The 15,542-nt window shown below is 37.3% G+C and carries 3 protein-coding genes; all 3 read left to right on the top strand.

Annotated elements, in window-relative coordinates; all coding sequences use genetic code 11:
* Positions 1–2: 2 nt before the first annotated feature.
* The 3 genes from H6G59_RS05555 to H6G59_RS05545 all read left to right on the top strand — a co-directional run bounded on the left by H6G59_RS05555 (position 3) and on the right by H6G59_RS05545 (position 15,526).
* Positions 3–4,100, top strand: a complete 4,098-nt coding sequence (locus H6G59_RS05555; protein ID WP_190712213.1) for a condensation domain-containing protein — start codon at positions 3–5, stop codon at positions 4,098–4,100.
* A gap of 240 nt (positions 4,101–4,340) precedes the next feature.
* On the top strand, positions 4,341–10,709 hold the full coding sequence (locus H6G59_RS05550) for a non-ribosomal peptide synthetase (RefSeq protein WP_190712211.1): 6,369 nt from the start codon (positions 4,341–4,343) through the stop codon (positions 10,707–10,709).
* A complete protein-coding gene (locus H6G59_RS05545) occupies positions 10,706–15,526 on the top strand; it encodes a non-ribosomal peptide synthetase (RefSeq protein ID WP_190712209.1) in 4,821 nt (1,606 codons plus the stop codon). The genes H6G59_RS05550 and H6G59_RS05545 overlap by 4 nt, the downstream gene beginning before the upstream one ends.
* Positions 15,527–15,542 lie beyond the last annotated feature (16 nt).

Genomic DNA, 15,542 nt, shown 5'->3' with positions numbered 1-15,542 from the left:
CCATGAATAAGAAAAATATTGAATCAATTTATCCTCTGTCACCTACCCAACTGGGTATGCTTTTCAATACTTTATCTGCTGCTGATCACTCAGGCATTTATGTTGAGCAGCTAAGTTGTACCTTAAATGGTAATCTGAATTTGCCAGCTTTTGAGCAAGCTTGGCAACGGGTTATCGAGCGTCAACCAGTATTAAGAACAGTTTTTGTCTGGAAGAATTTAGATGAACCCAGACAGGTAGTTCTGCGACAGGTAGAAGTTAGCCTTGATTATCAAGACTGGCGAGGACTGGAAACATCACTTCAACAACAGCAACTAGAAGATTTTCTGAAAAGCGATCGTCAACAAGGATTTAACTTATCAAAACACCCATTGATGCGTTTAGCACTTTTCCAGTTAAGTAATGCCAGTTACCAGCTTGTATTGAGTCATCATCATATCTTAATAGATGGCTGGTGTCTGTCGATTCTCTTTAATGAATTACTGGCATTTTACCAAGCAATTAGTAATGGTCAAAATTTGTACTTAGAACCAAGCCGTCCTTATCAGGACTATATTACTTGGCTAAGACAACAAAATTTAGTCAAAGCAGAAGAGTTTTGGCGCAAGACGCTGCAAGGTTTTACCCAAACTACAGCCTTGGGATTACCAGTACAACCAGATAGTTTATTATCAAAAGCAGGAGAAGGCTATGGTGAATTACAAGCTTCACTGTCAAACTCAACTACAGCTGCCTTAAAATCTTTAGTCAGACAACACAGAATTACATTCAATACTCTCATTCAAGGTGTTTGGGCGTTACTCCTCAGCCGCTATAGTAACATAGCAGATGTAGTATTTGGAATAACAGTTTCTGGTCGCCCTGTGGATTTGGTTGGTAGCGAATCAATGATTGGTTTGTTTATCAACACCTTACCACTACGGATTAAAGTTACTCCCTCTGCGTCCCTATGGTCTTGGTTGCAAGATATTTACACCCATAATTTAGAACTTCGGCAATATGAATATAGCCCTGCCGGACAAGTATATCAGTGGAGCGAAATACAAGGGGGACTTTCTCTTTACGAAAGTCTGTTAGTCTTTGAAAACTATCCTATTGATGATTCTATTTTACAATCTTCTGACTTAGAAATTAATATCTCTAATATCTATACCAAAGGATCACAAACCCAATATGCGCTAACAATATTAGTTAGTGTTGATGCCGAATGCAAGTTTTCTATTATTTATGATCAGCATCGTTTTGACAGCATTAATGCTAATTTGATTTTGAAAACTTTTTTATTTTTACTTGAAAGCATTGTTGCTGATGAAAATGTCAATTTAGCAATGCTCAAAGAAAAAATTTCTCCTCACCAAATCCCTTATATTCGACCAAAATTAAACAGCAAAAATCGGGAATTAAAAGACACTGTATTTAATCCGCGTAATGCTGTTGAAGAAATTCTCAGCAAAATTTGGACTCAGGTATTAGGGCTAGAGCAAGTAGGTATTCATGACAATTTTTTTGAATTGGGTGGACACTCTTTGTTAGCTACACAGATGATGTCTCAAGTACGTCAAGTTTTTCAATTAGAATTACCCCTTGGACAACTTTTTGAAGCTCCCACCATAGCAGGTTTATCAAAGCGAATTGAGAACGCTCAACAAATAACATCTAGTCTTCAGAGTCCTCCCCTAGTTGCTGTAAGTCGAACAGATAAATTACCTCTCTCCTTCGCTCAAGAAAGATTGTGGTTTTTAGCACAATTACAGTCTGGTAATGCAACTTACAATGAATTATTTGCACTCCGATTAATTGGGTTTCTCAATAGGGAAGCCTTAGAGCAAAGCCTGAATGAAATTGTACGTCGCCATGAGGCTTTACGTACTGGTTTTTATACTGATGAAAATGGAAAACCATTTCAGGCGATCGCATCAAATCTAAATATAAAATTGTCAGTCATAGATTTGAGTCATCTGTCAGTAGCTGAACAGGAAATAGAAGTTCAGCATTTGATAGATAAAGAATATCAAAACCCCTTTAACCTTTCGCAAGTCCCGTTATTGCGATGTACGCTGCTACGCGCCCATGACCAGGAGCATATCGTATTATTTAGTATTCACCATATTGTTTCTGATGGTTGGTCAATGGGGGTATTTGTACGGGAAATAGCAACACTTTACACCGCTTTTGTATCTGGAGAACCTGCTGTTTTACGAGCTTTACCCATCCAATATGCAGATTTTGCAGTTTGGCAACGTCAACAGTTACAAGGAGAAAGACGAGAAACTTTACTCACTTACTGGAAGCAGCAATTAGCTAATTTACCTGTATTGCAACTTCCTACAACTCGTCCCCGTGCCGAGGTGAAAACTAACCGGGGTGCTATTCACAAATTCTTCATACCTGCTACAATATCACAGCAATTACAAAAGCTTTCCCAGCAAGAAAATGTCACCTTATTTATGACGCTGCTGGCAAGTTTTACAATTTTATTGCAACGCTACACCAACCAAGATGATATTGTTGTTGGTACTGATGTTGCTAACCGTAACCAAACTGAAATAGAACCATTAATTGGCTTCTTTATTAATTTATTAGTTCTTCGCACTGACTTAACCGGCAATCCCACCTTCCTAGAATTATTACAACGAGTTCGCACCCAAACATTAGCAGCTTACGCTCATCAAAATTTACCCTTTGATGAATTAGTTAGAGAATTACAACCTGAACGCCATTTAAGTAATACAGTTCCCTTATTTCAGGTGTTATTTGTCTTGCAAAATACACCAGATTCAGCCTTAGAATTACCAGGACTTACCTTAAACTTACTAGAGGTAGAAAGCAAAACAGCCAGATTTGATTTAGCCCTATTCCTCACAGAAACTGAGCAAGGTATAGAAGGTAAATGGCAATATAACGCTGATTTATTTGCTTTAGATACTATCACTAATTTAACTAATCATTGGCAAACATTAATAAATAGCATTGTGGCTAAACCTCAAAGTCGCATCAATACATTAGAAATGCTCACAGAAACAGAAAAGGAACAACAAACCATGCAACAACAGGAACGTAAAACTGCTAAAAGACAAAAATTCATGAATATTGCTCCTAAAGCAGTAAGTTTATCACTAGAGCAATTAATTAAAACCGATTATCTGCAAGAAGGGCAAAAATTCCCGCTCGTAATTCAGCCCAATAGTGCAGAAATTGATATAATCTCTTGGGCTAAAAATAATCGCGAATATCTGGAAACAGAATTATTTAAACATGGAGCGATTTTATTTAGAGATTTTGATGTAAAATCAGTTTCAGATTTTGAAAATTTCGCTCAAACAATTTGCCCTAATTTATTTGCTGAATACGGAGACTTACCCCGCACAGGTGAAGGTGGTAAAGTTTATGGCTCAACTCCTTACCCAGCAGATAAAGCGATACTTTTTCACAATGAAAGCTCCCATTTACATTGCTTCCCTTTAAAGATTTGGTTTTACTGTGTTCAACCAGCCGAGAAAGGTGGAGAAACTCCAATTGTTGACTGTAGAAAAGCTTATCAATTGCTCAGTCCCCAATTGCGAGAAAAATTAGCCACTAAACAGCTAATGTACACCAGGAATTATGCTGAAGGTTTAGATGTGAGTTGGCAAAACTTCTTCCAAACCACAGATAAAAATGAAGTAGAAAATTATTGTCGGCAAGCAAAAATTGAATTTGAATGGTATGATGATAATGGTTTAGTTACTCGACAAATTCGCCCAGCTTTAGCAGTACATCCCAAAACTGGTGAACCTGTATTTTTTAACCAAATTCAATTACACCATATCGCTTATTTAGATACAGACGTTAGAGACTCACTGTTATCTATTTTTGGAGAGTCAAAATTACCCCGTAACGTTTATTTTGGTGATGGTTCACCAATTACACCGGAAGAAATTTCCGAAATTAATGCAGTTTATCAGCAAGCACAAACTAGTTTCCCCTGGCAAAAGGGCGACATTATTATGTTAGATAATATGCTGGCTGCTCACGGCAGAAATCCCTTTGTGGGACAGCGTAAAATCGTTGTAGCAATGGCAGAAATGACTAATGCTACAGATACAGTAAATGTCGTGTGAGTGAGATACAGCTTGGCGGGCAAGATGCCCGCACCACAAGAGTTTTCTTATCAAGAATAAGTTTTTGTAGGTTGGGTTAAGCGACAGCGCAACCCAACAAAAGTCCCTAAATTTTGTCCATAAATGTTGTGTTTCCTAACGTCAAACGCCATTCGCCACAAGCTGGGAAACCCGTCCAAGGCGATGGCTCCCCAACCTACTGGTTAAAAAATAAGTTCAAAATAAGTATTCTTCAAAACTATGCAAACTCAAAAAATTAGTGGATTTCAACTTGCTGCTCAACAGAAACGTCTATGGCATTTACAACAACATAGTTCTGCTTTCTGCTCCCAATGTATTATTTTAATTGACGGTAATCTCCAACCAGAGATACTGCAAAATGCTATTGAGGAAATTATCAATTATCATGATATCTTGAAAACAAGTTTTTATTGTCCTCCTGGTCTAAAAACTCCAGTCATGGTAGTTGCAGATAAGGGTTCATTTAATTGGGAATATCTAGATTTAAGTGATTCCTCTCAGGAAGATATTGCTACAAAAGTTCAAGAAATATTCTGGCAAGAAAGACAAGAATATCAAAAATTTGAACAAGTTTCTCTACTGAGATTATATTTAATCAAATTGTCAAATAATCAGCATATTTTAATTATTTCTCTACCTGCTTTATGTGCTGATACTAAAACCATTAAAAATCTAGTTAATCAAATTAATCAAGCTTACGCTCAATATTGCCAAGGTCAAGCATTAAGCGCAGACTATGTACAGTATGTACAATTTTCTGAATGGCAGAATCAACTACTAGCAGATGAAGATGCAGAGAAAGCAAAAGCATATTGGCAAAAACAAAAAATTAGCTCTTTATCAGCATTAAAATTACCTCATGAACGGCAAGGAAAGAGTGAGCAATTTATACTCGATAGTTATCAGTTAGCTATTAGCCAAGAATTATCTGATAAAATTTATGACTTTGCCCAAAAGTATGATAAAACTTCTGATGTCATATTACTAGCCTGTTGGCAAATATTAATTTGGCGAATCACACGAGAGTCAGAAATTGTCATTGGTACGGCAACTAGTCGCCGTGAATATGAAGAACTTAATGACGTACTTGGTTTGTTAGCAACTTGGCTACCAATCAAAACTCAATTTACCCCTAATTTAAACTTTACAGAAGTATTATTTGCAGTAGCCCAAACATTAGACAACGCTGCTGAATGGCAAGATTATTTTGTTCCTGAAGCTGTAGAAGAAAATAACTGGATAGCTTTCCCTATTGGCTTTGAATTTGCCAACATTTCTGAAACTAAATCTGATAATAAAACTGTAAAATTCAGTTTACAAGATATCTATAGCGTTATTGAACCTTTTAAAGTCAAACTCACTTGCTTACAAGATAATCGTGGTTTGATTACAGAGTTTGACTATGATAGTAATTACTTTTCTCAGGAAACAATTCAACGAATAGCCAAAAATTTTCAAACATTATTGATAAATCTTATCAATAATTCTGACACACCTATTAGTCAATTAGGAATACTCAGCGCCAGTGAACGCCAACAGTTATTAATTGAATTTAACCAAACAACGTCTGATTATCAGAGAGAGATATGTATTCATCAGTTATTTGAAAAACAGGTAGAAAAAACACCTGATGCTGTTGCTGTGGTGTTTAAGAATGAAAAAATTACATATCAAGAATTAAACGATCAAGCTAATCAATTAGCGCACTACTTACAAAATTTGGGGGTTAAACCAGAAGTAGTAGTAGGAATTTGTGTAGAGAGAAATATCAAATTTATCATCTCTTTATTAGCTGTTCTCAAAGCTGGTGGTGCTTACCTGCCACTAGATCCCACCCTTCCCCAAGAGGCGTTACAGTTCCGCTTACAAGATGCTCAAGCAGCAGCGTTGATTAGGGAAACGGGAATAGTTGATGGGGAACATTTGTTAGACATTACAGAAGTAAATTTAGAGAATGATTGGGAAAAAATTTCTCAAGAAAATACAGATAATCCTGTTAATAATGTCCAGCCAAAAAATCTAGTTTATATCATCTATACTTCTGGTTCTACTGGTAAACCTAAAGGTGTGGCGGTTGAACATCAACAATTGCTTAATTATTTGTATGGAATTTTGCCAAAATTGCAACTTCCAACTAATGCTAGTTATGCAACTGTTTCTACATTTGCGGCTGATTTAGGTAATACCGTTATTTTCCCTTGTTTGTCTAGTGGTGGCTGTCTGCATATTGTATCTTGGGAACGCGCATCTGATCCGGCGGCATTAGCTGATTATTTCCGCCTTCATCCTATTGATTGTTTAAAAATTGTTCCCTCTCATTTAGCAGCTTTGTTAAGTTCTGAATTTTGGGAAATTGTACCCCGTCAGTTATTAATACTTGGTGGTGAAGCTGCTGATTGGAATTTGATTGAGAAAATAGAAAAGAATGCACCCCATTGTCGAGTTCTTAATCACTATGGACCGACAGAAACAACTGTTGGTGTACTTACCTATTGCTTAGGAGAGAAAATTCAGGATACTGCAACAGTTCCTATCGGTAAACCCATTGCTAACACCCAGGTTTATGTATTAGATGCAAATTTGCAACCAGTTCCTTTAGGAGTAGCAGGAGAACTATACATTGGTGGTGAATCTTTAGCAAGGGGATATTTAAACCAATCGGAATTAACTGCACAAAGGTTTATAAATTGTCAATTTATTGATAGTCAAAAAAGATTATATAAAACAGGCGATCGCGTCCGTTATCTATCCAATGGTAATTTAGAATTTCTCGGTCGTCTCGATGATCAGGTGAAAATTAGAGGTTATCGCATTGAACTAGGGGAAATTTCCACAGCTTTAAGTCAACACCCAGCAGTTAAAGAAAATGTAGTTATCGCTAGGGAAGAAACATCAACAGAAAAGCGTCTTGTTGCTTATATAGTTCCTACATCTCATGCAGTATCAGATCATGATTTCCGCGACTTTTTAAAAGCAAAGTTACCGGAATACATGATACCCACATCCTTTGTCATTCTTAAATCATTACCTCTCACCGCTAACGGTAAATTAGACCGTCATGCTTTACCTGCACCAGAAGAAGTAGTCAGTAGAGAAACAACTTTTATTGCTCCTCGTACACCTGTAGAAGAAGTATTAGCAGGTATTTGGACACAACTATTAGGAGTAAAACAGGTAAGTATTAATGATAATTTCTTTGAGTTGGGTGGACACTCCCTATTAGCTACTCAGGTAATTTCTCGCATTCGTACCACCTTTAATGTAGAAATACCTTTACCACAACTGTTTGAATCTGCAAATTTAGCAGCATTAGCAGCGCAAATTGAAATAGCAATGCGGGGTGAACAACAGGAAATTAAAACTATTACCCCCGTTCCTAGAAATCAAAATTTACCTTTATCTTTTGCTCAACAAAGACTGTGGTTTTTTGACCAATTTGAACCAGGTAGCCCATCATATAATCTGCCTAGAGCAGTCCGGTTACAAGGTAAACTCAACATTGAGGCACTTTCCACCAGCCTCAACGAAATTATTAAACGACATGAAATTTTACGGACAAGTTTTGTAATATCTGATGGGCAACCAATCCAAGTTATTTCTCCCTCAGTAAACTTAAAATTACCATTAGTAGATTTACAAAATATTCCCCAAAAACAGCAAAAAGCGGAACTATACCGACTCGCTAATGAAGAAGCACAAACAGGATTTAATCTCACCCAAGCACCATTATTAAGAGCGAAACTGCTGCAATTAAATGGGGAAGATTTTGTAATTTTGTTGACTCTACATCATATTGTTTCTGATGGTTGGTCAACGGATATATTAATTCGAGAAGTAGCTGCACTGTATACAGCTTTCTGTGCGGGTAAACCTTCTTTTCTGCCACAATTACCTATACAATATGCTGACTTTGCAATTTGGCAAAGACAATGGTTAGAAGGAGAGGGATTAAAAAATCAACTTGCTTACTGGCAACAGCAATTATCTGGTGAACTCCCCATATTACAATTACCTACTGACCGTCCTCGTCCCACCGTTCAAACTTATGCTGGTAAAACTCTATCATTCGTATTACCAACAAGTTTAAGTGAAGGATTAAAAACTCTTTCCAAGCAAGAAGGTGTCACTTTGTTTATGACACTATTGGCAGCATTTAAAACCTTACTCTATCGCTACACAAATCAGACTGATATATTAGTTGGTTCGCCTATTGCTAACAGAAACAGAGCCGAAATTGAAAATTTAATTGGTTTCTTTGTTAATACTTTAGTATTGAGAAGTAACCTTTCTGGTAATCCTACTTTTCGTGATTTTCTCAAACAAATGCGGGAAGTAGCCCTGGGTGCATACACTCATCAAGATTTACCCTTTGAAAAATTGGTAGAAGAAATTCAACCAGAACGTAATTTGAGTCATAATCCTTTGTTCCAGGTAATGTTTGTGCTGCAAAATGCGCCAATAAGACAATTAGAATTACCTGGATTAAAGGTAGAACCTTTAGAAAATAAAGGTACAACAGCGAAGTTTGACCTGACTTTAGTTATAGAAGATGTAGAGCAGGGATTAATTGCTAATTTTGAATACAATACAGACTTATTTGATGAAATAACGATTTCACGGTTAGCGGCAAACTTTGAAGTTTTACTAACAGGAATTGTTGCTAATCCTCAGCAGCAAATTAGGGAGTTACCTTTATTAACCGCTACTGAACAACAGCAGTTATTAGATTGGGGTAAAGGTGAAATTAGTTTACAACCAGAATTATGCTTACATCAATTATTTGAAGCACAGGTAGAGAAAACCCCTGATGCTGTAGCAGTGGTATTTGTAGACGCGCAAAGCGCGGCTTCTCAAAGAGTGAATCAGCAATTAACATATCGGGAACTGAACACCAGAGCAAATCAACTCGCACATTACCTGCAAAAACTGGGAGTAGAACCAGAGGTACTAGTGGGGATTTGTGTTGAAAGATCCTTAGAAATGGTAATTGGACTTTTAGCGATTCTCAAAGCGGGTGGTGCTTATATTCCCCTAGATCCAGCCTATCCCAAAGAACGCTTGGGTTATATGTTGGCAGATTCTCAATTATCAGTTTTACTCACACAAAAATCTTTATTAGAAAATTTACCAATCCATCATACTCAGGTAGTTTGTTTAGATGTGGAAGGGGATAAAATTTCCCAACAAATTGCTGACAATCCTATCAACAAAATTACTCCCGAAAACTTAGCATATTTAATTTATACTTCTGGCTCGACTGGTAAACCCAAAGGTGTACAAATTTCTCATGGTGCTGTTGTCAACTTCTTAATAGCAATGCGCCAAAAGCCAGGATTAACAGCACAAGATATATTACTCTCAGTTACTACATTATCCTTTGATATTGCTGGGTTAGAAATATATTTACCTTTAACTGTAGGCGCTCAAACAGTCATTGTCAGCCGTCAAGAAGCATCCGATGGAATTCAATTATCAAAGCGGTTAAATTCCTGTGGTGCTACAGTCATGCAAGCTACCCCAGCAACTTGGCGAATGTTGTTGTCTGCTGGCTGGATAGGTAATAAGCAATTGAAAATTCTTTGTGGTGGTGAAGCCCTTGACTACACTTTAGCTCAACAATTACAGGAACGGGGTAAAGAAGTTTGGAACTTGTATGGACCGACAGAAACCACCATTTGGTCAGCAGCATCTCAGGTACAAAATAGCGTTGCGATCGCCAATCCTATTGCCAACACCCAATTTTATATTCTTGACTCATATAATCAATTAGTACCTATTGGTGTAGCTGGTGAATTACATATTGGTGGTGCTGGTTTAGCTCGTGGTTATTTGCATCAACCAGAACTCACAGCCGAAAAGTTTATATCCAATTCCTTCAATCAAAATGCTGCTGATCGATTGTATAAAACTGGGGACTTAGTACGCTATCAACCAGATGGCACAATTGAATTTTTAGGACGCATTGATCATCAAGTTAAAATTCGTGGTTTCCGCATTGAGCTAGGCGAAATTGAATCAGGCTTGAATCAGCATCCTGATGTAGAAGCTTCTGTAGTGATAGTCCGGGAAGATAAACCGGGTGATCAACGCTTGGTAGCTTATATAGTTAGCAAATCACAGCCAGAAATTAATATTATTGAACTTCGCAGTTTCTTACAAGAAAAACTGCCTACCTATATGCGACCAACGGCGTTTGTCATATTAGATAAACTGCCTTTAACCCCTAATGGGAAAGTAGACCGTAAAGCTTTACCTGTACCAGATACATCAATTGGATTAGAAGCAAGCTTTGTCCCACCCCGCACACCCACAGAACAGATAGTAGCTGATATTTGGGCTGATATTTTAGGACTAGAAAAAGTAGGCATTTTTAACAACTTCTTTGAGTTAGGAGGACATTCGCTTTTGGCTACGCAAGTTATTTCTCGATTGCGTGAAGCTTTCAAAATTGATTTACCTTTACGTAGCTTTTTTGAAAATCCGACAATTAAAAATCTAGTTGAGCGCATAGAGGGAATTCTGGCAGTACAACAATTACAGGCTGTAAATGAGCAAATAACAGAAGACAGAGAGGAAATAGAACTATGAAAACAATTGAGAAATTTTTGTCTGACCTTTGCAGCCTAGATATAAAATTATGGGTGGAAAATGACCGCCTGCGTTGTAGTGCGCCAAAAGAAGCCCTCACACCAGATATCAAAGCAGAATTAGCAACACGCAAAGCAGAAATAATAGCTTTTATTAGCCAAGCGAATCAGGCTTTAGAATCAAAATCAGAATCTATCCAACCTGCTTCACGCCAGGGAAATATACCTCTGTCTTTTGCCCAGCAGCGACTGTGGTTTTTGAGCCAATTAGAACCAAATAGCAGTGCTTACAATATACCCGCAGCAGTCAGACTGACAGGTAAATTAAATGTAGCTGCATTGTCTAAAAGCATCAAGGAAATTATCAGAAGGCATGAGATATTAAGAACTACATTTACTGTAGTAGATGGGGAAGCTATACAGGTAATTAGTAAAGGTGAAAACTTTACTTTTTCAGTTATAGATTTACAGGCACTTGCGGAAGATGAAAAACAACAACAAGTACAAAATTTAGCTGTATTAGAAGCACAAAAACCCTTTGACTTAGTACAAGATTTATTAATCAGAGTCAGCTTACTCCAACTATCGGAAACAGACAATGTAATATTGTTGACCATGCACCACATAGTTTCTGATGGTTGGTCAACGGGGATATTCATTAAAGAACTCACAGCACTTTACACAGCCTTTTCTCAAGGTCAACCTTCCCCACTTGCTCAACTTCCAATTCAGTATGCTGACTTTGCTATTTGGCAAAGAAAATGGTTACAAAACGAGGTTTTGCAAACTCAAATCAATTATTGGAAACAGCAGTTGGGTGGTAATTTACCAATTTTAGAATTACCAACTGATAAACCCCGTCCAGCAATTCAATCTAAAAACGGAGAAACACAGTCTTTCCAATTATCTAAATCCCTAACAAAGCAACTTAAAGACCTGTCACAGCAGGAGGGTGTTACCCTATTTATGACTTTGCTGGCAGCATTTAAAGTGTTGTTATACCGCTACACCCAGCAGGAAGATATTATAGTTGGTACTCCCATTGCTAACCGCAATCGTCCAGAAATTGAAGGGTTGATTGGCTTTTTTGTCAATACTTTGGTACTGCGGACAAACCTTGGTAATAACCCCACTTTTAGAGAAATTTTGCAACAGGTACGCGAAGTAAATTTAGATGCCTATGCTCATCAAGATTTACCTTTTGAAAGATTGGTAGAAGAACTACAAATCAAGCGTGATTTAACTCATAATCCCTTGTTTCAGGTGATGTTCATTCTGCAAAATGCACCCGCAGAAGTTATTGAGTTACCAGAATTAAATCTGGAAATATTAAAAGCAGAAAAAAATACTACTAAATTTGATTTAACTCTCTCACTATCAGAGACACAAGCAGGATTAAAGGGAGATTTAGAATACAATACAGATATATTTAATGGTGACAGAATTAATCGAATGATAGGTCATTTTCAGGTATTGTTGGAGGGAATTATAGCCAACCCTGAACAACGCTTGTCAGCTTTGCCATTATTAACAGCAAATGAACAACATCAATTATTAATAGAGTGGAATAATACAGAAACAGATTATCCTCAAGACCAATGTATTCATCAATTATTTGCAGCACAAGTAGAAAAAACACCTGATGCTGTAGCAGTAGTATTTGAGAATCAACAATTAACCTATCGGGAACTCAACACCAAAGCAAATCAACTTGCTCACTACTTGCAAAAACAGGGAGTAAAACCAGAAGTATTGGTGGGGATTTGTGTTGAAAGATCCTTAGAAATGGTCATAGGACTTTTAGGCATCCTGAAAGCGGGTGGTGCTTACGTCCCCCTAGATCCAGCCTATCCACAAGAACGGTTAGGTTATATGTTAGCAGATGCCCAAGTTCAGGTATTATTAACCCAAAAACATCTATTAGAAACATTACCCACACACAACGCCCAAACCCTGTGTTTAGATCAAGACGAAAATATATTCATCACCCAAAGTACAGCTAACCCAATTAGCAACGCTACATCGGAAAACTTAGCTTATGTGATTTACACCTCCGGTTCTACAGGAAAACCCAAAGGTGCAATGAACACACACAAAGGCTTATGTAACCGCCTATTGTGGATGCAAGATACATATCAACTAACAGCCAGCGACAAAGTTTTACAGAAGACACCATTCAGCTTTGATGTCTCAGTGTGGGAATTTTTCTGGACTTTATTAACAGGTGCAAGTTTAGTCATAGCTAAACCAGGAGGACATCAAGATAGTAGGTATCTAGTTCAACTAATTGCTGAGGAGAAAATTACAACACTTCACTTTGTGCCTTCGATGTTGCAAATGTTTCTAGAAGACACAGAACTAGAGAAATATAGTAGTCTCAAACGGGTAATTTGTAGTGGTGAAGCACTATCATTTGACCTCAAACAACGCTTTTTTGAAAGATTAAATGCCGAGTTACACAACCTCTATGGACCTACAGAAGCGGCGATTGACGTAACATATTGGGCTTGTCAACCCAATACTAATGAGACAATAGTTCCTATTGGTCGTCCAATTGCCAATACACAGATATATATCTTAGATAAACATTTACAACCTGTTCCCATTGGCGTAATTGGTGAGTTACATATTGGTGGTGTAGGATTGGCGCGTGGTTATTGGCATAAACCTGAACTCACTCAAGAAAAGTTTATTTCTAGTCCATTTGCAACCGGAAAATATTTATATAAAACAGGTGATTTAGCTCGTTATTTACCTAATGGAAACATTGAATATTTAGGACGTATTGATTATCAAGTAAAAATTCGTGGTTTCCGCATTGAAATAGGAGAGATTGAAGCAGCAATTCATCAACACCCAGAAATCAGAGAAGTTGTAGTTATAGTCCGAGAAGACAAACAAGATGACAAACGTCTTGTAGCTTACGTTATTCCCCAGTCAACAGATGTTTCTGTATTAGAGCTACGTAACTTCTTAAAAGCTAAATTACCAGATTACATGATACCTTCTGCCTTTGTAGTGTTAGAAGAATTTCCTCTGACACCCAATGGCAAAATAGACCGTCGCGCTTTACCTGCACCAGAATGGTCACAAAGAGATTTAGAAGCAAATTATCTTCCTCCCCGTACTCCAGTAGAAGAAATTATCGCTAACACCTGGACTCAAGTGCTGGGTGTGGAACAAGTAGGAGTGAATGATAACTTCTTTGAATTAGGAGGACATTCTCTTTTAGCAACACAATTAATTTCTCGACTACGCCAAGTTTTCCAAATCGAATTACCCCTCCAAAAAATCTTTGAATTTCCCAAACTGGCAGATTTAGCAATGGTGGTAGAAGCTATCAAACAAGCACAGGAGTGTCTTGTATCTCCTCCCATCTTACCTGTGAGTAGAGAAAATCATCTGCCTTTATCTTTTGCCCAACAAAGACTGTGGTTTATAGAACAATTACAACCCAATAACGCCGCATATAACATTACCAGTGCTGTCCGTGTTCTTGGTAATCTCAACATCACAGCACTAGAATCTTGCTTGAATGAAATCATTAAACGTCATGAATCTTTACGTACTACCTTCATTGCTGTAGAAGGTTTACCCATACAGGTAATTACTGAAAACCTGCAATTATCTCTACCTGTAATTGATTTACAGACTCTATCAAAATCAGAACAAGAAACTCAAATACAGCAATTTATCAATCAAGAAACTCAACAGCCATTTGATTTAAGTCAACTACCCTTATTAAGGGTAATTCTTCTCAAACTAAGTTCAACAGAATATGTGGTTATATTCACAATGCACCATATAATTTCTGATGCTTGGTCTACGGCTGTTATGATTCGGGAAATATTAGCCCTATACCCAGCCTTTGCTGAAGGTAAATCTTTTGCTTTACCAGAATTACCAATTCAATATGCTGACTTTGCTGTTTGGCAGCGTCAATGGTTGCAAGGACAGGTATTAGAAAATCACCTTGCTTATTGGAAACAAAAATTAGGTGCTGCTTTACCAGTTTTAAAGTTACCCTATAACCAAAATCAAACAGTAACTCCAAGCAATAAAGCAGGTATTCAAACCTTCAGTTTATCACCGGAATTATCACAAGCACTAAACGCACTTAGCCGCCAGGAAAATGTCACCTTATTTATGACAATGGTAGCTGCTTTAAAAACTTTGCTATATCGCTACACTGGGCAAGATGATATTGTCATTGGTACAGATGTTGCTAATCGTAATCGAGGGGAAACAGAAGGTTTAATTGGCTTTTTTGTTAACTTGCTAGTATTACGCACTGATATATCAGGTTATCCTACTTTTAGAGAATTATTACAACGGGTCAGAAAAGTAACTTTAGAGGCTTACAACCATCAAGATTTACCTTTTGACAAATTAGTTGAAGAACTAAGACCAGAACGCCATTTGAGTAATACACCTTTATTTCAAGTGTTGTTTGTCATGGATAATGTGCCAACGCAAAACTTACAACTACCAGGATTAAGGTTGCCACCAATAGAGGTAGAAACTAAAACAGCGAAGTTTGATATAACTTTATTCATGTCAGAAACCGAAGCAGGAATTACAGGCAATTGGTTGTACAAAACAGATTTATTTGAAAAAGAAAAAATTGCTAGTTTGTTTGAGAATTTTCAAGCTTTACTGGCAAGTATTACGACTCAACCAGATGCCAGAATTAACACTTTAGACCTGCTCACAGAAACGCAAAAACAAGAACAGTTAATAACTGAAGCTAAACATGAGCAAGGCAAACTCAAAAAATTGATGAAAGTTAAACCTAAAGCTATGAAATTAGCTGAGTAGCAGCAATAAAATTTGT

Origin of the sequence: Anabaena lutea FACHB-196, assembly GCF_014698305.1 — a bacterium.
In the GTDB taxonomy this organism is placed as follows: domain Bacteria; phylum Cyanobacteriota; class Cyanobacteriia; order Cyanobacteriales; family Nostocaceae; genus Anabaena; species Anabaena lutea.
Note: the sequence above shows the minus strand (reverse complement) of the source record. Positions and strands in the feature narration are given on the sequence as shown.

Coding starts and splice junctions, on each gene's coding strand:
- H6G59_RS05555 (WP_190712213.1), top strand. CDS start 3: ATGAATAAGAAAAATATTGAATCAATTTATCCTCTGTCACCTACCCAA.
- H6G59_RS05550 (WP_190712211.1), top strand. CDS start 4,341: ATGCAAACTCAAAAAATTAGTGGATTTCAACTTGCTGCTCAACAGAAA.
- H6G59_RS05545 (WP_190712209.1), top strand. CDS start 10,706: ATGAAAACAATTGAGAAATTTTTGTCTGACCTTTGCAGCCTAGATATA.